Origin of the sequence: Hansschlegelia quercus (assembly GCF_004310425.1) — a bacterium.
In the GTDB taxonomy this organism is placed as follows: Bacteria; Pseudomonadota; Alphaproteobacteria; order Rhizobiales; family Methylopilaceae; genus Methylopila; species Methylopila quercus.
Genome location: NZ_SIUB01000005.1, coordinates 135,420 through 153,950, shown reverse-complemented (window position 1 = coordinate 153,950; position 18,531 = coordinate 135,420). Strand labels below are relative to the sequence as shown.

Here is an 18,531-nt window from a genome sequence, read left to right as displayed (position 1 = left end):
TCCTTGAAGGTTAGGCGGCGCTGCGGCTCACCGCGTTGACCTGCATCAAACACATTGGTCAAAAGTACAATGCGGATCGCCGAACGGTGGTCTCACGGAGGCGTGCTGGCTGAACGATCGAGGACGATCAAACCACCAGCGAATGCCGCGCGGCGGCGCCGAGATAGGCGTCGAACGCGCTCGCCACGATACGGGCGAGGGCAGGGGCGTCCTTGGCGATCGTGACGCGCCAGCCATCGATGCGGACGAACTCCTGCTCGGCCAATTTCCCGAGCTTCTCGAGGTCGTCCGCGAAGATGGCGGGCTTGAAGCCATGCGCGGCCGCGGTCGCTCCGAGGTCGACCTCGAATCCGCACATCAGCTTCTCGATGATTTCCGCCCGCAGGCGGTCTTCCGGCGTCAGCGCGCGTCCCTTGACCGTCGCGAAGCGGCCGGCGTCGATCGCGCCTGCCCAGCCCGCAGCGTCGGCGGCGTTCTGGACGTAGCCTTCGCGCAGCCGCCCGACGGCCGAGGGGCCGAAGCCGATCAGGACGTCGGACCGGTCGGTCGTGTAGCCCTGAAAATTGCGGCGCAGCGTCCCCTTCTGCGCCGCGCGGCGGAGTGCGTCCTTCGGCTTCGCGAAGTGATCGATGCCGACCGCGACATAGCCAGCCTCCAGCAGCGTCTCGCGCGCAGTCTCTGCGAGATCGAACCTCGCGGCGGAATCCGGAAGCGCCGCGTCGTCGATCAGCCGCTGGTTCGCCCGCAACCAGGGAACATGCGCGTAGCCGAACAGCGAGATCCTGTCCGGGCCCAGGAACGCAGCGAGGCGCGCGGTGAGGCGGACAGATCGCATCGTCTGGCCTGGAAGACCGTAGATCAGGTCGAGGTTCAGCCCGTCGACGCCCGCCGAGCGGAGCGCCGAGATCGCGGATTGCACGACGGAATAGGGTTGCGGACGACCGATGGCGCGCTGCACCCCCTCGTCGAAATCCTGCACGCCGAGGCTCGCGCGCGTCACGCCGCTCGCCTTCAGCCGGCGGGCGCTCTCGCGGGTGACCCAGCGCGGGTCGAGCTCGATCGCGTGTTCCGCGTCCGGTCGGACGTCGAAGCGGTCGCAGAGCTCCGCCACGAGCTGGTCGAAGACGTCGGGCGGCAGCAGGTTCGGCGTGCCGCCGCCCCAATGGATATGGGAGACCCGCAGCGGTCCCGTCCGATCGGCGACGAGCGCGATCTCCCGGCGCAGCCTGTCCGCATAAGCGATGATCGGCTCGTCGCGGCGCGTCGCCTTGGTCGTGCAGGCGCAGTAATGGCAGATCGACCGGCAGAACGGGACGTGGAGGTAGAGCGAGGCCGAAGCGCTCTCGCCCTTAAGTCCGCGGAGCCATCCGTCGTAGTCCTGCGGCCCTACGGCTGGCCCGAACTGCGGCGCCGTCGGATACGACGTGTAGCGTGGCGCGGACCGACGCACGAGTTCCGATAGTCGAAGCGGGATCATGCGTCGGTCTCTGCTTTTCGATGTCCGGCCGCGGCTTCTCGCGAAGCTTCAGTGCGAGAGCAGGAGGGGGATCGAGGCGGTTTCGAGCAGGTCCCTCGTCGCGCCGCCGAAGATCCATTCGCGGGTGCGGCTGTGACCATAGGCGCCGGAGACGACGAGCCCCGCGCCGAGGTCGTCTGCGACGTCGAGCAGTTCTTCCGCGACGGATGACAGCTCTCCGGCCCGCACCAGCGGCCGGCTATTGGCGCCGTGGCGCGCGAGCCATGCGGCGACGTCCTCCGCGCCTTCGTCCCGGAAGGACGAGGTGGCGGCGACGACGACGACTTCGCCGGCGCGCACGAGCAGGGGAAGCGCGTCGAAGACCGCACGCCTCGCCTCGCGCGTGTCCTTCCAGCCGACGACCACCGACTTGGTCGACAGGGTCTCGGTCTCGGGCGGCACGACAAGGACGGGTCGGCCGCATTCCATGACGACGTAGCCGGGCGAGACGCCGAGCGCCGGATCGCCATGGTCGTAGGACGCCCGCCTACCGACGACGACGATGTCGGCGCCGCGCGCCTGCTCGACGACATGGCGGTCCGGCGCATGAACGCAGGCGCGCCATTCGACGTCGTTGCGCGAGCCGACGACGTCGAGAAAGGTTCCGTGCGCACTTTCGAGGTTCCGTTCGACGCGCTGCCGTTCATCGTCGGCGCCGTAGCCGGTCTCGCCGGTGATCTGCATGATGATCTGCTCGGCCGCGACGCCGATCATGCGGGCGCCGAACATGTCCGCGAGCGACGCGGCGAGCCGGCCACGCTGCGCCGCGTAAGGCGAAAGGTCGAAATGCGCCATCACGCTCGCATAGGACGGCGAGCCAGCGATCGGTCGGGTCATGCTCCGTCTCCTCTCGGATGTGTGGAGGAACCGTCCGCCGAAAGCCGCTGCGGCGCTTTGATCCTGCTCAAGTCCCGCGGCGCCGTTTCGGGAATGCCCTCGAAGCCGCTATACGTCCGGGCATGCGCGCCACGCGGGACGGCGAAAATCACGGGACGACGATCGGGCCGCGCGCCTCGGTCGGGCTGGCCGCGTTCACGCTGGACGCCGCCGGGCGCATCACGACCTGGCCGGAGTTCGCCGAACGCGTTTGTGGATGGCGCGCGGGCGACATCGTCGGCCAGCACGTCTCCGCTCTCCGTCCGCCCGAGGATCGGCGGTCCGAGGTCGTCCTTGAGACTATTGATCCCTCGCAAGAACGGATCGAACTTGCGAGGGCCGACGGGTCGCGCTTTCTTGCCGAGGTGGCCGCAACGGAGATCCGCGATGGCGGCGGCGAGGTCGTCGGCTATGCGCAGGCGGTTCGCGACGTCAGCGAGAGCTTCGCGTCGGAGACGGCGCTGAGAGCGCGCGAGGCGCATCTCAGCTCGATCCTGGAGACGATCCCGGACGCCATGATCGTGATCGACGAGCAGGCGATCGTGCGATCCTTCAGCGCCGCTGCGATCCGGCAGTTCGGCTACCAGCCGGAGGAGGTCGTCGGCCGCAACATCAGCATGCTGATGCCGGAGCCCTACCGGACCCAGCATGACGGCTACATGGCCCGCTATCTCAAGACCGGCGAGCGGCGGATCATCGGGCTCGGCCGCGTCGTGGTCGGCGAGCGCAAGGACGGCTCGACTTTTCCGATGGAGCTCGCGGTCGGCGAGATGCGCTCGGCCGGCGCGCGCTACTTCACCGGCTTCATCCGCGACCTGACCGAGCGGCAGCAGACCGAGGCCCGGCTGCAGGAGATCCAGTCCGAGCTCATCCACATGTCCCGCTTCACCGCGCTGGGCGAAATGGCCTCGACGCTTGCGCACGAGATCAACCAGCCGCTGACGGCGATCACGAACTACCTCAAGGGCTCCCGCCGGATGCTGGAGCGCATGGAGGGCGAGCAGGCGGTTGTGCTCCGCGGCGCGGTGGACGAGGCCGCCGAGCAGGCGTTGCGCGCAGGAGACGTGATCCGACGGTTGCGCGACTTCGTCACCCGCGGCGAAAGCGAGCGGCACATCGAGGAGCTGCCGCGGCTGATCGAGGAAGCGTCCGCGCTCGCCCTCGTGGGCGCCAGGGAGCGGGGAGTGCGCGTGTCGTTCCGCTTCAAGCCGGCCGCGAACCTCGTTCTCGCCGACCGCATCCAGATCCAGCAGGTTCTGCTCAACCTGATGCGGAACGCCGTCGAGGCGATGGAGGGCGCGGAGCGTCGCGAGTTGGAGATCGCGACCGAGGCGCTCGCCGACGGACTGCACGCGGTCAGCGTCGCCGACACCGGCCCCGGGATCTCGCCCGAGATCGCGGGACGCCTGTTCCAGCCCTTCGTCACCACAAAGGCGAACGGCATGGGCGTCGGGCTTTCGATCTGCCGGACGATCGTGGAGGCCCACGGCGGAAAGCTCAACGTCGTCTCGCCTCCAGGCGGAGGCACGAAATTCACCTTCACCCTGCGCTCGGTCGACGAACGGGAGCTCGCGAATGGCGAATGAGGCTGTCGTGCACGTGGTGGACGACGACGACGCGGTGCGCCGCTCGCTGTCGTTCCTTCTGGCCTCGGACGGCCTGCCGGTGCGGCTTCACGAATCCGCCGACGCCTTCCTCGATCATATCGACGGGGTTCAGGAGGGCTGCGTCGTCACCGACGTGCGGATGCCGGGGATCGACGGCATCGAGTTCCTGCGGAGGCTTCGGATTGAGGGTCTCGGGCTGCCGGTGATCGTCATGACGGGACACGCCGACGTTCCGATGGCCGTCGAGGCGCTGAAGCAGGGCGCGGTGGACTTCATCGAGAAGCCGTTCAGCGACGATCTGTTTCTTGCGGCGGTCAGATCGGCGCTCGCGGGCCATGCGGCGGAGACCCGCGAACACGCGCGCGCCGCCGAGATGCGGGAGCGCATCGAGCGCCTGTCGGACCGCGAGCGCGAGGTGCTCGACAGGCTGGTCGCCGGCAAGGCCAACAAGGTCATCGCGTACGAGCTCGAAATCAGCGCGCGCACGGTGGAGATCTACCGGGCCAACGTGATGACCAAGATGCAGGCGAAAAGCCTGTCGGAGCTGGTCCGCATGGCCGTCGCCGCAGGCCTCGACCACGAAAGCGAAGATCCGCGGCGGGTTTGAGAGAGATCAAGCCGCCGATCGTCAACCTCCGGTAGGTTCTGACGCGTTCACGACGTCAGGATGACCCCCATGCCTTGCAGCGGCACCGTGATCGTCGTCGACGACGACGAGGCCGTCCGATCCTCGATGCGCTTCGCGCTGGAGCTCGAAGGCCTCGACGTGCGCCTCTACGACGGCGGCGCGTCGCTGCTTGCGGCCGGCGACCTGCCCGCGGCAGGCTGCCTGCTGATCGACCAGTACATGCCGGAAATGGAGGGCGTCGATCTGATCGCGCGCCTCAGGGAGCGCCACGTGGACTTGCCGGCCATCCTGATGACCGCGAAATCGACCGAGGAATTGCGGCGTCGCGCGGGGCAGGCGGGCGCCGAGCTGGTCGTCGAAAAGCCGTTCGGCGACGGCGCCCTGATGGACGGAATCCACCGCGCGCTCGGGCCCCGCTGAGCCGGCGCGGCGCGCAACTCAGGGATTCCCCTTAAGGGTCGTATCTGAATTTCGCGGAGCCATCCCCGGCCGTAGCTCTGGACGACGCCAGACGCGGTCGATGGAGGTCGCCAGATGCTTGCCGCTCTCGAAGCCAATCCTATCCGTTTCCGTCCCGTCGAGACGCGGGCCGAAGCCTCACGGACGGCCGTCGGCCCGCTGCGGAATTTCTCGAAAGATGAGGAGATCTTCGCCGAGGGCGACGACACCGACGTCTTCTACAAGGTGGTGAGCGGGGCGGTGCGCACCTACAAGCTGCTGAGCGACGGCCGCCGCCAGATCGACGCCTTCCATCTCGCCGGGGAGATATTCGGGGCTGAGGCCGGAGCCGAGCATCGTTTCACCGCCGAGGCGATCGGCGACGTTTCGCTCGTCTGCTATCGCAGCCGTTCGATCGATACCCTGTCCTACGACAATCCGGCGCTTGCGCGGGACGTCCTGGGCGCGACGATGGAGGCGCTCGCCCGCGCGCAGGAGCATATGCTGCTGCTTGGCCGAAAGAGCGCCGTCGAAAAGGTCGCGACCTTCCTGCTGGGCCTCGCCGAGCGGACCACGAGCGGCGGCGCGGTCGATCTTCCGATGGCCCGCATCGACATCGCCGACCATCTCGGCCTGACCATCGAGACGGTGTCGCGCTCGCTCACCCAGCTCGAGCGCCAGGGCGTCATCGCGGTCCCCGCCAATCGCCGCGGCATCGTCCTCAAAGACCGCGCCGCGCTGAGGCGCCTGCGGGCGTAAGCCCAGGACGTCCGAGCGGCGCGGCCGGGGGCGGCCGCGCGTTTGATGCAATCCTTCAGTGTACGGACGGGGCGTGATCACGCTGGCGTGAACGGAGATCCGGCTTTATCCCAAGTTCATAACAAAAGAACATTTGGGAGGATCAATGTCCGTCGCCACTGCGCCCAATCCCGGAGCCGCTCCTCTGCTGTCGCGGGAGCGGATCGTCGCCAGACCCGGATTCAATCGCTGGCTCGCGCCGCCGGCCGCGCTCGCGACGCATCTGTGCATCGGCATGGCCTATGGCCTGTCGGTGTTCTGGCTGCCGCTGTCGAAGGCGCTAAGCCAAAGCGCGCCGGCGGCGGCGTGCCCGGACATGACGCTTGCGCAGGCGCTGTTCACGACGTCCTGCGACTGGCGCGTGACCGATCTGGTGATCGTCTTCTCCATCGGCATCGTCGTGCTCGGCCTTTCGGCCGCGCTGTTCGGCGGCTGGCTGGAGAAGGCCGGGCCGCGCAAGGCGGGCGCAGTTGCGGCGCTCTGCTGGGGCGGCGGCTTCCTGATCGGCGCGCTCGGCGTCTACGTCCACCAGCTCTGGATCATCTGGCTCGGCATGGGCCTGATCGGCGGCGTCGGCCTGGGGATCGGCTACATCACGCCGGTCTCGACGCTCATCAAATGGTTCCCCGATCGCCGCGGCATGGCGACCGGGATGGCCATTATGGGCTTCGGCGGCGGCGCCATGATCGGCTCGCCGCTTGCGGATCTGCTGATCAAGCACTTCCACGCCGGCAATCCCGCCTCGGTCGGCGTCTGGGAGACGCTCACCGTCATGGGTCTCGGCTATGTCGCGTTTATGCTCGGCGGCGCGTTCGGCTATCGCGTTCCGCCGGCCGGCTGGGCGCCTGACGGGTGGACGACGCCCACCGCGAAGAACGCCATGATCGCCTCCGGCCACGTCCATCTGCGCGACGCGCACAAAACCTTCCAGTTCTGGATGCTCTGGCTCGTGCTCGCCCTCAACGTCTCGGCGGGCATCGGCGTGCTCGCGCTCGCGTCTCCCATGCTTCAGGAGATCTTCGGCGGCGCGCTGATCGGCCAGCCGGGCGTGCCGCTCGGCTCCCTCGACGCGGGCCAGAAGGCGGGCGTCGCTGCGGTCGCGGCCGGCTTCGTCGGCCTGCTGTCGCTGTTCAACATCGCCGGCCGCTTCTTCTGGGCCTCGATGTCGGACAAGCTCGGCCGCAAGCTGACCTATGCGATCTTCTTCGTGCTCGGGGCCGGGCTCTACGCGGCCGCGCCATGGGCCGCACATCTCGGAAGCCAGGCGCTGTTCGTCGCCTTCTTCTGCGTGATCCTGTCGATGTATGGCGGCGGCTTCGCCACCATTCCGGCCTATCTCGCCGACATCTTCGGAACGCAGTTCGTGGGCGCGATCCACGGCCGGCTGCTGACCGCCTGGTCGACGGCCGGCGTGGTCGGTCCGCTCGTCGTCGCCGAGATACGGCAGATCCAGCAGTCGGCCGGCGTCGAGGGCGTCGAGCTCTATGCCCGCACGATGTACGTGCTGGCTGGCTTCCTGATCGTCGGCTTCATCTGCAATCTGCTCGTCCGCCCGCTCGCGGCGCGCTGGTTCATGGGCGACGCGCAGGTCGGCGAGGCGCAGGGCCACGGCCAGAAGACCGCCACGGCGACGGGCTCGCAGGGCATCGGCAAGGGAGGCTTCACGCCCGCGATCGTGATCCCCTGGCTCGTCGTGGCGCTGCCGATCCTCTGGGGCGTCTACGTTACGTTCGGCAAGGCGGTCGTGCTGTTCAGGTAGCGATCCATAGCGCATGGCGTCGTCCGATGCGGCGACGCCACGCAGCCAAGTTCGAACATCTCGCTCGGAGGCTTTTCACGCCGGCCACAGGAGGGGCCGGTTGCATGGCCCTGCGGCGACTTACGCCGCTCTGCCCAGAAGGGTAGTTTGGAGATGAGCTTCAAGAGCGTTGAAACCTATTCAAAAGAGCCATCGGCCCTCGTTCCGGAAGGGATGGGGCACAATTTCGGTCCCCCATCGAGGTGACCGAGCACCCAACGATAAGCAAGGCGGCGAAACGGGCTCTGCTGGCGTCGTGGGCGTCCGATCAGAACGCGGTCGGGCGCGGTCCGGACCTTCGCCAGCTTGATAGCGGGGCCATAGTCCGCCTCGATGGAATCCTGTCGGCGTTGAAGTCGCTGGACGATTCAAAGCCGGCCCGGACCAAGCCATCCCTATTCGCGAGACGTCCGGCCTTCCGGATGATCCGGGGGACGTTCGCCGGCGCTCGCCAGCCATTGGTCGGATGACGATCCGCCGCCGCCAAAGCCGATCCTCGTCCGCTTGAAGGTAGCTGCTGATCGGCGGGGTTCAGGATGTCCTACACAGTAATCGGCCAGGGAACCGCTGACACGACCGGCGTCGTTCGTTCCAACGGTTATCGAGGCTCTGTCTCTGGCGCGTAGCCTCGGAAGCGAAGAACAGCGTGAGCCGATCATCTTCGCGGACAATGGATAGATGCTGACGATGGACGAGCTTGAGGAACCAGAGAAACCTTGAGCTCGGCGACCAATCGGCGGCGGTCAGCCTGCCGCCGATGCGGCGGAAATCGGTGACGTCTTCGCTACGAGCATGACCCGCAGCTTCGCTATTGCCGATCCGATCTGCCGCTCATCCAGCGAGGAATAGCCGAGCACCAACGCATCGTCGGGCGCGTCGCCGTTGAAGTCGAAGGCTGCGCCGCTCGAGAGCGCATAGACGCCAAGGCCGATGTCGCGCGCCCGGGTTTGGATTTCGCGAGCCGCCGGGAAGCCCGGCGGAAGCCGCCAGATAAGATGGAGACCGCTGTCGGCGCCTGAAATCCTCGGGTTCTCGAAGTTCGCGCGCAGCGCGGCGACCAGGCTGTCGCGACGCGCCTTGTAGACCTGCCTCAGCTTCCGGAGGTGTCGGTCGAAATGCCCCTCATTGATGAAGGCGGCGAGCGCGGCCTGCTCCAGCCAGGATTGGCCGTTGCTCATGCGCGCCTTCAGGAACCGGGCGTCGTCCCACATCATCCGCGGCGTCACGGCGAACCCGATGCGCAGGCCGGCGCCGACCGATTTGGAAAAGGTGCCGGCATAGAAGACGCGCCGCCCGCGATCGAGGCCGGCGAGCGAGGTGAGCGGCGGACCGTCGTAGCGGAAGTCGCTGTCGTAATCGTCTTCCACGATGAAGCTGTCGGTCTCCTCCGCCCATTTCAGCAGCGCGAGACGCCGCGGGAGCGTCATCATCACGCCCGTTGGAAACTGGTGCGAGGGAGTGACGTAGAGCAGGCTGCCCCGCGCGGTCGGGAGCCGGTCGGTGCGCACGCCGTCCTCGTCGACCGGAATCGGCCGGATCTCGAGAGAGGTGCTGGAGAACAGCATCGACGCGCCGAGATAGCAGGGGTTTTCGATGCAGAGCTGCTTCGTGTGCGACTGGAGCAGGTTGACGACGAGGTTGAGCGCATCCTGACCGCCGGCGGTCACGATGATCTGGTCGTCGGTGACCGTCATGCCGCGGGCGCGGCCGAGATGGCCCGCGATCGCCTTGCGCAAATCCGGCAACCCGGCGGGGTCGCAGTAATCGGTGAGATAGGAGGTCTCGCTCGCGAGCAGGCGGTTGACGATGCGCCGCCAGATCCGGAGCGGAAAGGCGGCGGGGTCGGACCGGCCCACCCAGAAATCGAGCGCGGGACGATCGCTCCCGCCGCCCGGCGCGCCCGCGAAACAAAGCAGCGGCTCGCTTGAAGGCTCGGGAATCGGCCCGTTGGTCTCAGCTCGGCTTCCGTTCTGGATGAGGATCAGACCATCGGGCGGGATCGACGTGACGAACACGCCCGCTGTGCCGCGCGCTTCGACATAGCCTTCCGCCGCCAGCCGTTCATAGGCGATCAGCGCGGTGTTGCGCGAGATGCCGAACCGCTCGGCGAGCAGGCGGCTCGGCGGCAGCGCCATGCCCGCCTGAAGCTGGCGGTCGAGGATGAGCTGGCGCACCTGGTCGAAAATCTGCGCCTGCAGGGATCTCGACGATCGGGGGTCCAGCGAGAGGGTCAGGTCCAAGCGCGAGCCGCTTCCGGTGAGATTGGCGCCATCGAGCGACGGTGAGGCGACAAGTCTGAGACCCCAGAATCGCGTCTGTCCATGGCGCCAACTGATAAGCGGTTTCTTGCCCAAACCGGTCTTGGCGCCATGGCTTCTTGCGGAATTGGTACTTCGCAAAACCAAAACTTCAAGATGTTCTATCTCCAAAGCGTCATGTGACGGGACCTCGCGTCAGGCCCGCGCTAAAGGCGCCCCGGAAGACGCTGGGAGCAAAGCCGCATGAACGAGCTCATCAAGCCCGAGACCCTGTTCGGCAAATCGTCGGAAACCTTCTTCGGCGGCTGTCCGCACGATTGTCCGGACACCTGCTCGATGCTGTTCGAGGTCGAGGACGGCAAGCTGCTCAGCGTCCGCGGCAATCCCGAGCACCCGATGACGCGCGGCGGGCTCTGCGTGAAGCTCAAGGATTACGAGCAGCGCCATTATCATCCGGACCGTCTGCTCTACCCGATGCGCCGTGTCGGGCCGAAGGGCTCCAAGCAATTCGAGCGGATCTCATGGGACGAGGCGCTCGACGAGATCGTCACGCGCTGGAAGGCGATCATTGACCAATACGGGCCGCAGGCGATCGCGCCCTACAGCTATCTCGGCAATCAGGGGCTCGTGCACGGGCTGAACGGCGGCGACGCCTTCTTCAACCGCCTTGGCGCCACCGTGATGGAGCGCACTTTTTGCGGCGAAGGCTCGTGCACTGCCTGGCTGCTGACGGTCGGCCCGACCGCCGGCCTTGATCCCGAGAGCTACATCCACTCCAAGTACATCGTGATCTGGGCGTGCAACTCGGTCAGCACCAACCTTCATCACTGGGCGATCGTCCGCGACGCGCAGAAGAAGGGCGCGAAAGTCGTGGTGATCGACTCCTACGCCTCGCGCACGGCGAAGGGCGCGGATTGGCACATCGCTCCGAAGCCCGGCACCGACGGCGCGCTCGCCATGGCGCTGATCAACTCGATCATCGAACAGGGGCTGGTCGACCAGGATTATGTCGACAATTACACGCTCGGCTACGAAGAGCTGAAGGAGCGCGCCGCGAGCCGCACGCCCGAGTGGGCCGAGGCGATCACCGGCGTTCCCGTGGCCGACATTCGCCAGCTGGCGCGTGAACTCGCAACCGCGCAGCCGGCGGCGATCCGCATGGGCGTCGCGCTCGAGCGTCACTATGGCGGCGGCCAGACCATCCGCGCCGTGAGCTCAATCCCGGCGCTGACGGGCGCCTGGCGTCACGTCGGCGGCGGCGTGACCCAGTTCCCGGTCTGGGAGCACCCTTACAAGTTCGACGTGATGTGCCGACCGGATCTGATCCCCGAGGGCACCCGCGTGGTGAGCAATCTGCAGATCGGCCGCGCGCTGCTCGGCGAGATCCCGATGGATCCGCCGATCATGTCGATGATGTGCTGGAACTCGAACCCGGTGACGCAGGCGCCGGAAACCGACAAGATCGTCGCAGGCCTGATGCGCGAAGACCTGTTCCTGGTTTCGGCCGAGCACTTCATCTCCGACACCGCGTCCTACGCCGACATCCTGCTGCCGGCTTCAATGGGCGCGGAGATGGAGGACATGATCCTGTCCTGGGGCCATCTCTATCTGACCTACAACACCAAGTGCGCCGACAGTCCTGGCGAGGCCATTCCGAACAACGAGATCTTCCGGCGGCTCGCGGCGCGGCTCGGTTTCGAGGAGGAAAACTTCAAATGGTCGGACGCCGAGTGCCTTGAGCATTATGTCGACTGGTCGTCGCCGGCCTGCGAGGGCATCGACCTCACTTACATGCGCGAGCATGGTTTTGCGCGGTTGAAAGTTGGGACTCCCGACGATCGCGTTCCGCACAAGGAAGGCAATTTCCCGACGCCTTCGGGCAAGTGCGAATTCAAGGTCGAGGGCGCCAAGAACTTCGTCGCCCCGCCGTTCCGGCAGATGTACGCGGGCTTCCAGCCTGGCGAAGATCTCGACCCGCTGCCCGATTATGTCGGCGCGCGCGAGAGCCACGCCAACGATCCCGAGCTCGCCAAGCGGTTCCCGCTCAACATCGTGAGCCCCAAGAGCCACGCCTTCCTGAACTCCTGCTACGCCAATATGGAGCAGAAGCAGCAGGTGCAGGGCGAGCAGTTCGTGATGATCAACCAGATCGACGCGGACAAGCGCGGCATCCTCAATGGCGATCGGGTTCGCGTCGCGAACGACCGCGGGGCCTTCAAGGGCGTCGCGCGGATCACCGACGACGTGAAGGCCGGGATCGTGGTGGCGACGCTTGGCTATTGGCGCCAGCTCAACGAAGGCACCGTCAACAGCATCTCCTCCTCAGCCTTCACCGACATGGGCCATGCGCCGTCGTTTTCGGACAACCTCGTCGAGGTTTCGCTGTCGAATTGACGGATAGCGAGGCGGCGTCTTGAGGCGCCGCCTCGTCGGAAAGCGCGTCCCGCGGGCTCGCGGCTGCGCTAGCTGGAGACTTGGTCGAGTTCGGACTTGGCGGCGTCGGCCGCCGCAAGCATCTCCGAGACTCGCTGCGCCAGGAGCTCCATAGCGAATGGCTTGGTGATCATCTGCATGTTCGTGCCGAGGAAGCCGGCGCGGATCGCGGCGTTCTCGGCATAGCCGGTGATGAACAGGATCGGCACGTCCGGATGGTGCGTGCGCGCGATATCGGCGAGTTGACGCCCGTTCATTCCCGGAAGCCCGACGTCGGAGACGATCAGGTTGAACGTCTGTCCCGACCGGAGGACTGGGATCGCAGTAACCGCGTCCTTGGCTTCGATCACCTGATAAGACAGCTCCTCCAGCACATTCCGGACCAGGAGGCGCACGGACACGTCGTCCTCTATCAGGAAGATCGTCTGGCCTTTTCCGTCGGGAGCCCGCGGCAGCGGCGTTTCGAGGCGTTCTTTAGCGATGGCGTTGCTCGCCTGCAGATAAAGCGACACGGTGGTCCCGACTCCGGGCTCGCTGTGCACTCGCACCTGCCCCCCTGACTGGCGCACGAAGCCATAGATCATCGACAGTCCGAGCCCGGTTCCCTGTCCGATGGGCTTGGTCGTGAAGAACGGATCGAAGATCTTTTCCAGGATTTCCGGGCTCATGCCGACGCCGGTGTCGGAGACCGAGATCACGACATACGGCCCCGGCCGCATGTCGGGCTTCAGCGCGACATAGCTTTCGTCGAGCTCGACAACGCTGGTCTCGATCGTGAGCTGCCCACCCTCAGGCATGGCGTCGCGCGCGTTGATCGCGAGGTTGACGATCGCGCTCTCGAGCTGGTTCGCGTCGGCGATCGCCTGAGGGGCTCTCGGATTGGCGACGATCCTCAGCGAGATATTTTCCTGGATCGTCCGACGCAGAAGCTCCTCGAGGGACATGATCAGGGCATTGGGATCGAGCGGCTTGGGGTCGAGCGACTGACGCCGTGAGAACGCCAGGAGCCGCGCCGTCAGCGCAGCGGCGCGCTGCGCCGACGATGAAGCGGCGTCCATGAAGCGGTCGAGATCGTCCAGGCGTCCGGCGCCGACACGGCGCTTGATCAGGTCGAGCGCTCCGATCACGCCGGTCAGCATATTGTTGAAGTCGTGCGCGATGCCGCCGGTGAGCTGACCGACCGCTTCCATTTTATGGCTCTGGCGCAGAGCCGCCTCGGCCGCCATCAGCTTGTCCGTGCGCTCCGCAACATGGCGTTCGAGCTCCTCGTTCAGCGATCGCAGCTGAAGCTCGGCGGCTTTCCGCGCCGTCACGTCGATCGCCGTTCCGATCAGCCGGACGCAGCGTCCCATCTCGTCGAAGACGCCCCTGCCTTTGGCGGCGACCCAGCGCAGAATTTTGTCCTCATGGCCGATCGTCCGGTATTCGACATCGTAGACCGCGCGGCGCCCGGGATCCGCAGCCGCCTGGAATGCGGCCGCGGTCGCGTCCCTGTCGTCCGGATGAAGCCCCTCATAGAAGTGCGTCATCGAGACCTCGGCGTCGGCGGAAAGGCCGAACATCTTCTTCACCCGAGGCGGCCAATAGAGGACGTCGTTGATGGGATCGACATCCCAAAGGCCGATTTCGGCGGCCTCGGTCGCAAGCCTGAGCTGGTTTTCCCGCTCCACGAGTTCGACGCGCGTTCTGTCGAGATCCGCCAGCCTGTCGCGCATCTCGAACTGCTTCTGGCGCGACCGCAGCGCAGACGCCGTGGCGCTCAGCAGCGAAGCCAATCCGAGCGGCCGTTCGAGCACGATGGCGTTGGAGACGAAGTTGAAGAGCCAGCCGCCCGTTCGGTCTCCGGGGCCGCTTCGTTCGGTGCTACGCGTGGTCAGGAGGATGAACGGGACGTCCGACCAGTAGGGCTGCGCTTTCAGCGATTGTTGCAGAGCTTCGACGCCGGCGGCGTCTCGAAGCGCTTCTTCCGTCACCAGGACGACGCCCGTCCCCTCGTCCAGCGCCGTCGCGACGGACGGGAGATCCACGCAGACATGCGTGTCATGCCCCTCGCGCGACAGGAGCGTCGCCGCACTTTCGGCGTCGCGTCCATAAGGCGCCAGTATGAGGACCTTGTGCCCTTCGGGGCCGGTCCTGTGGCTCATGTCAGCGGTCTTCCATCAGCGGGGCCCGTTCGCCGGTGTATTCGGGCGTCCCCGTCAGCACTCCCCTGAACTGTTTCAGCGCTTCGCCCACCCGAACGCCCTGGGAGTCGATGCGAAGCTCACGAATGACATCTTCATGCCTGCCGCCACGGTTCTTGAGCACCGAAATCGCTTTTCTGATGCGGCCTTCGGCCTCGAAGAACCGAAGCAGCACCACCGCGTCGGCGACATAGGAGATGTTCAGATTGGTCGCCATCGAGCCCACAAGTCCCTGCTGGGGATTGATGAGGAACGTCACGACGCCCTGCTGGCCCAGATACGAAAGCAACTCGTGCATCTGCAGGATAAGGAGCTGCTCCTCGGGCATCGAGGAGAGATAGCCGTTGAGGCTGTCGATGACGAGCATCTGGGCTTGGCGCGCTTCGACTTCGCGGCGGACGCGGGCCGCAAATTCGCCAGGCGACAGCTCTGCCGGATCGATCTGCTCGATGCGGAGCGTTCCGGCGTCGATGTGCTTCTGCAAGTCCAGTCCGAAGGCGCTGGCGCGTGTCAGAAGCGTCCCGATCCGCTCGTCGAACTGATAGACGGTCGCGGCTTCGCCCCGCTCGCACGCCGCGTAAAGATACTGAAGCGCGATGGTGGTCTTGCCCGTGCCGGCGGGACCCGTGATCAACGTGCAGGTTCCGCGCATGGGGCCGCCGTTGAAAAGTCCATCCAGTTCCGGCACGCCGCTTTGCACGAGGTCCCCGGTAAATGGGGTGTGGTGGTCCGCTGCGATCAGGCGCGGATAGATGTCGAGGCCGCCCTTGCGGATGTTGAAGTCGTGGAAGCCTGCGACGAAATCCACGCCGCGCAGCTTCTGGATCTGCAGTCTGCGGCGAGCCGCCCCGAAAGTCAGCGTCAGACGCTCCAGCGTGATGACGCCGTGGCACAGGCTGTGGAGGTGGGTGTCTCTCCCGTCGCCATTGCCGGTCATGTCGTCGATGAGCAGGACGGTCGTATCGCGGCCGGCGAAGAACTGCTTGAGGGCCAGGATCTGCCGTCGGTAGCGAAGCGGATCCTGCGCGAGCAGTCTCATCTCGGAGAGGCTGTCGAATACGACGCGCTTCGGCTGCGTGCGTTCCACCTCGGCCTGCACGAGGCGAACAGTTTCTCCAAGCTCCAGCTCCCAGGAATGCAGAATCGACTGATCGCTGCCGGCGCCGAGGACGCTCTCGATGGAGCTGAACTCAAAGACGTCGAACTCGTCGAGGTCCCACCCGTGGGAGACGGCGACGGCCCTCAGTTCTTCCCTTGTTTCCGAAAGCGTGACGTAGAGCGGTCGCTCACCTCGCCGGACGCCTTCCCGCAGGAATTGCAGCGCCAGCGTCGTCTTACCGGCTCCTGGCGCCCCTTCGAGAAGGTAGAGGCGGTTTTCGGGAAGGCCGCCGCGAAGAACGAGGTCGAGTCCCTGATTTCCCGTCGAGATCAAGCTCACTGGCGCGCCACGTTGAATGCGGGGAGAGGTAGCATATCGCCTTCTAATGGTATCCGAGGGCGCCGCCTAGCGGATTGGAGGTCGATGCCCGTCTCAACCAACCCCTGCGAATGCCCGCTTCGCGTAGCCTCTCGATCCCAACGTCACGAAACCTATGACCGCCTGCTCCGTTGAGGCTTCAAGGCAGGAGACGGAGGCTATGGATGGCGTTGTTCTGGTCGTTGAGGATGATCCGGTCCTCCGCTTGGCGGCCGCATCAAACGTGAGAGAAGCCGGCAGTCGGGTTCTGACAGCCGCAAACGCGGACGAAGCGTTGAGCCTGCTGGAAAGCAATCCGGACGTCTCTGTACTTTTCACCGACGTGGACATGCCCGGCTCGATGGACGGCGTCGCGCTTTCCTATTTGGTCCACGAGAGGTGGCCAAACATCAAATTTATCGTCGTTTCCGGCCACGCCTCTATTGCAAACGAAGACCTCCCGGATGATGGGAGGTTTGTATCGAAGCCGTATTATCCGAGGGTGATTCAAGACGCCTTGCGCAACGCGGTTCAACAGTCCGCAGAAGCCGAGGATCAAGCTCGATGAGCGAACGCGTCGTCTAGAGAAAAATCGGCGCGCCGTGAGGCGCGCCGATCGAGATTACTTGTCCAGCGCTTGCGCCATTTCGAGATGATGCTGGAGATCGGGCAACGTCTTCGCCGCCCAGGCCTTCAGCTCCGGGGAGTCGCCGCCGTCCGCGTAGCGCTGGAACAGCGACACCGCATCCTTATGAGCGCTGACCTGATCATCGATATACTGATCGGCGAGGTCGTCGCCCTTCCGGGTCTTCAGGTCGTCCAGCATGCTCTTCTGCGAGCTGCTCACGTCGGTCGGGAGCGTCATCTTGGAGCCCACGGCGGACTTCAGCTCCGAGGTCGTCTTGCTGTGCGCCTCGACCATCTGCTGAGCGAAGTCCTTGACCTTGTCGCTCTGCGTCGACGCAAGTTTGCTCGACTGAATCTCGAACATGTCGCTTTGCGCGGCTTGTAGGACAAAATCCTCTGTCGAAGGCGTGACGCCGAGAACGGAGTTGACGCCTGATTTCTCTCCGACTGACTGGGCGAGCGCCGGAGACGCTGCCAGCAGGAGCACTGCGAGTACGGTTGTCGTTTTCATTTGAACCTCCCTAGTTGAAGCTAGAACGAGCCAGACCGCTCGTTCGATCCTCGAACATCAGGCATTTTCACCGAGCGGAGCGGCGCGCTCCGGCGCCTGCTCGCTCGACTTCGCCATCGCCTCCTGCCGCGCGCCGAGCCAGTAAGCGTTGATGAGCCACGCCGCAGCAATGGGCAACGCCGCGACCGCGACTCCCGCGACGCCGAGCCCAAAAGCTGCAAGCAGAGCGTAGGACCAACTGCCGACTTGGTCGCCGAGCCGATAGATCACCGTGTCGACGACGTTCTTCGCCTTGTACTTATCCTCGCGCGAAAGCACCGTGAACATCAGCTCCCGCGTCGGTTTCGCGAGGCCGAAATTGCCGACACGGCGCAGCACCTGGAACGCGACGATCGCCGTGATCGTGGGCGCGACGGCCAGAGCCGTGAAGCCGATCAGCGTCAGTAGTGGAAGGACGGCGGCCGCCTTTGCCACGCCGAAGCGCCGCAGCACGCCGCTCGTCAGGAATACCTGCACGAACAGCGTCAACACGTTCACGGCGAGGTCGACAGAGGCGAAGAAGGCGGTGCGCGCGCCGCGATCGGCGAAAGCGTTCTTCGCGATCTCGGCCTGCTGGAAATACAGGAACGTCGACGTCACGGCGTAGAACAGGATGTAGAGGCCGATATTGATCAGATAAGGCGAACGCGCGACGCGGATGAGGCCGGCCCACAGGCCGCCGCCGATCGTCTCGCGCTCGAGGTCGGCGGTTCTGCTCGGCAGGTCCCGCGCCAGCCGGACGATGCGGGCGACGCAGGCGACCGCGACCAGAAGGAGCGCCGCTGCGACCGTCATCATCGCCGCGGTGCTGAGCGCCTTGGCGAGCGTGGCGGCGATGGCCGAGCCGAGCGTCGCTCCGAGCGTTGCGGCCGCCGCGAGAAAACCGAACAGCCGCTTGGCTTGGCCCGAGTCGAACAGGTCGACCATCAGGGTCCAGAACACCGAGACGACGAACAGGTTGAAAACCGAGAGCCAGATGAAGAAGCCCCGGCCGACCCAGACCAGTTGCTCAGGCGAAGAGAAATGCGCAGCGAGGCCGAACGCGGCGAGATTGGCGACGAAGAACAGGTAGACGACCGGGATCAGCGTCCGGCTCGGGAGTCTCCGCACGAGCGCGGCGTAAAGCGGGTTCAGCGCGATCATCGCGACGAGCGTCGCGCTGAACAGCCACGGTAGGTTCTCGATCCCGCCTTCGACCCCCATCGCGTCGCGGATCGGCCGCAGCACGTAATAGGCCGTCATCAGGGCGAAGATGTAGAGGCCGGCCCAGCCGATCAGCGCGCCTTCGCCTCGCCGGATGTCGGCGAAACGCCTGAAGCCGCGTCCCCCGTTCGCCTCGGCGGCGGCGTCGCCGGCGGCCACG

General features: G+C 65.8%; 14 protein-coding genes. 7 read left to right on the top strand and 7 right to left on the bottom strand.

Features of this window, described 5'->3' with window-relative positions; all coding sequences use genetic code 11:
• Positions 1 to 127: 127 nt before the first annotated feature.
• A complete protein-coding gene (gene hemN / locus EYR15_RS11680) occupies positions 128 to 1,477 on the bottom strand; it encodes an oxygen-independent coproporphyrinogen III oxidase (protein ID WP_131003721.1) in 1,350 nt (449 codons plus the stop codon).
• 48 nt (positions 1,478 to 1,525) lie between these two features.
• The gene (locus EYR15_RS11675) at positions 1,526 to 2,353 is read right to left on the bottom strand and encodes a universal stress protein (protein WP_131003720.1); all 828 of its coding nucleotides are present in this window, start codon (positions 2,351 to 2,353) and stop codon (positions 1,526 to 1,528) included.
• Between the two features lie 122 nt (positions 2,354 to 2,475).
• Between EYR15_RS11675 and EYR15_RS11670 the strand changes: the two genes are divergently transcribed.
• The 5 genes from EYR15_RS11670 (at position 2,476) to EYR15_RS11650 (ending at position 7,622) form a co-directional block, all read left to right on the top strand.
• Positions 2,476 to 3,978, top strand: coding sequence for a PAS domain S-box protein (locus EYR15_RS11670; protein WP_131003719.1), 1,503 nt, complete (start codon positions 2,476 to 2,478; stop codon positions 3,976 to 3,978).
• Entirely contained in the window at positions 3,968 to 4,606 is a 639-nt protein-coding gene (gene fixJ, locus EYR15_RS11665; RefSeq protein WP_131003718.1) for a response regulator FixJ, read from the top strand. The genes EYR15_RS11670 and fixJ overlap by 11 nt, the downstream gene beginning before the upstream one ends.
• A 69-nt stretch (positions 4,607 to 4,675) precedes the next feature.
• Positions 4,676 to 5,047, top strand: a complete 372-nt coding sequence (locus EYR15_RS11660) for a response regulator transcription factor (protein ID WP_131003717.1) — start codon at positions 4,676 to 4,678, stop codon at positions 5,045 to 5,047.
• Between the two features lie 114 nt (positions 5,048 to 5,161).
• On the top strand, positions 5,162 to 5,824 hold the full coding sequence (locus tag EYR15_RS11655) for a helix-turn-helix domain-containing protein (RefSeq protein WP_131003716.1): 663 nt from the start codon (positions 5,162 to 5,164) through the stop codon (positions 5,822 to 5,824).
• 145 nt (positions 5,825 to 5,969) lie between these two features.
• Positions 5,970 to 7,622, top strand: a complete 1,653-nt coding sequence (locus EYR15_RS11650; RefSeq protein WP_131003715.1) for an OFA family MFS transporter — start codon at positions 5,970 to 5,972, stop codon at positions 7,620 to 7,622.
• A gap of 782 nt (positions 7,623 to 8,404) precedes the next feature.
• On the opposite strand, the gene pdxR is transcribed toward EYR15_RS11650, so the two are convergent.
• Positions 8,405 to 9,901: a MocR-like pyridoxine biosynthesis transcription factor PdxR gene (gene pdxR / locus EYR15_RS11645; RefSeq protein WP_165455487.1), complete on the bottom strand. Its 1,497-nt coding sequence runs from the start codon at positions 9,899 to 9,901 to the stop codon at positions 8,405 to 8,407.
• 261 nt (positions 9,902 to 10,162) lie between these two features.
• On the opposite strand from pdxR, the gene EYR15_RS11640 reads away from it, so the two are divergent.
• Positions 10,163 to 12,313, top strand: a complete 2,151-nt coding sequence (locus EYR15_RS11640) for a molybdopterin-containing oxidoreductase family protein (protein WP_131003713.1) — start codon at positions 10,163 to 10,165, stop codon at positions 12,311 to 12,313.
• A gap of 68 nt (positions 12,314 to 12,381) precedes the next feature.
• On the opposite strand, the gene EYR15_RS11635 is transcribed toward EYR15_RS11640, so the two are convergent.
• Together EYR15_RS11635 and EYR15_RS11630 are read right to left on the bottom strand one after the other, a co-directional pair.
• The gene (locus EYR15_RS11635) at positions 12,382 to 14,496 is read right to left on the bottom strand and encodes a hybrid sensor histidine kinase/response regulator (protein ID WP_131003712.1); all 2,115 of its coding nucleotides are present in this window, start codon (positions 14,494 to 14,496) and stop codon (positions 12,382 to 12,384) included.
• A gap of 1 nt (position 14,497) precedes the next feature.
• The gene (locus EYR15_RS11630) at positions 14,498 to 15,973 is read right to left on the bottom strand and encodes an ATPase domain-containing protein (protein ID WP_245498272.1); all 1,476 of its coding nucleotides are present in this window, start codon (positions 15,971 to 15,973) and stop codon (positions 14,498 to 14,500) included.
• Positions 15,974 to 16,127: 154 nt separating this feature from the next.
• On the opposite strand from EYR15_RS11630, the gene EYR15_RS11625 reads away from it, so the two are divergent.
• Positions 16,128 to 16,559 (top strand): response regulator, encoded by a 432-nt coding sequence (locus tag EYR15_RS11625; protein WP_245498271.1) that lies wholly within the window; start codon positions 16,128 to 16,130, stop codon positions 16,557 to 16,559.
• 54 nt (positions 16,560 to 16,613) lie between these two features.
• Here EYR15_RS11625 and EYR15_RS11620 read toward each other — a convergent pair whose 3' ends face one another.
• Together EYR15_RS11620 and EYR15_RS11615 are read right to left on the bottom strand one after the other, a co-directional pair.
• On the bottom strand, positions 16,614 to 17,129 hold the full coding sequence (locus tag EYR15_RS11620) for a DUF4142 domain-containing protein (RefSeq protein ID WP_131003710.1): 516 nt from the start codon (positions 17,127 to 17,129) through the stop codon (positions 16,614 to 16,616).
• A gap of 57 nt (positions 17,130 to 17,186) precedes the next feature.
• Positions 17,187 to 18,530, bottom strand: a complete 1,344-nt coding sequence (locus tag EYR15_RS11615; RefSeq protein ID WP_205741631.1) for an NTP/NDP exchange transporter — start codon at positions 18,528 to 18,530, stop codon at positions 17,187 to 17,189.
• Between the last annotated feature and the right edge of the window lies 1 nt (position 18,531).

Bases quoted from the DNA above. Each gene is read 5' to 3' on its own strand.
- hemN (WP_131003721.1), bottom strand. From the start codon at position 1,477: ATGATCCCGCTTCGACTATCGGAACTCGTGCGTCGGTCCGCGCCACGC.
- EYR15_RS11675 (WP_131003720.1), bottom strand. From the start codon at position 2,353: ATGACCCGACCGATCGCTGGCTCGCCGTCCTATGCGAGCGTGATGGCG.
- EYR15_RS11670 (WP_131003719.1), top strand. From the start codon at position 2,476: ATGCGCGCCACGCGGGACGGCGAAAATCACGGGACGACGATCGGGCCG.
- fixJ (WP_131003718.1), top strand. From the start codon at position 3,968: ATGGCGAATGAGGCTGTCGTGCACGTGGTGGACGACGACGACGCGGTG.
- EYR15_RS11660 (WP_131003717.1), top strand. From the start codon at position 4,676: ATGCCTTGCAGCGGCACCGTGATCGTCGTCGACGACGACGAGGCCGTC.
- EYR15_RS11655 (WP_131003716.1), top strand. From the start codon at position 5,162: ATGCTTGCCGCTCTCGAAGCCAATCCTATCCGTTTCCGTCCCGTCGAG.
- EYR15_RS11650 (WP_131003715.1), top strand. From the start codon at position 5,970: ATGTCCGTCGCCACTGCGCCCAATCCCGGAGCCGCTCCTCTGCTGTCG.
- EYR15_RS11640 (WP_131003713.1), top strand. From the start codon at position 10,163: ATGAACGAGCTCATCAAGCCCGAGACCCTGTTCGGCAAATCGTCGGAA.
- EYR15_RS11635 (WP_131003712.1), bottom strand. From the start codon at position 14,496: ATGAGCCACAGGACCGGCCCCGAAGGGCACAAGGTCCTCATACTGGCG.
- EYR15_RS11625 (WP_245498271.1), top strand. From the start codon at position 16,128: ATGACCGCCTGCTCCGTTGAGGCTTCAAGGCAGGAGACGGAGGCTATG.
- EYR15_RS11620 (WP_131003710.1), bottom strand. From the start codon at position 17,129: ATGAAAACGACAACCGTACTCGCAGTGCTCCTGCTGGCAGCGTCTCCG.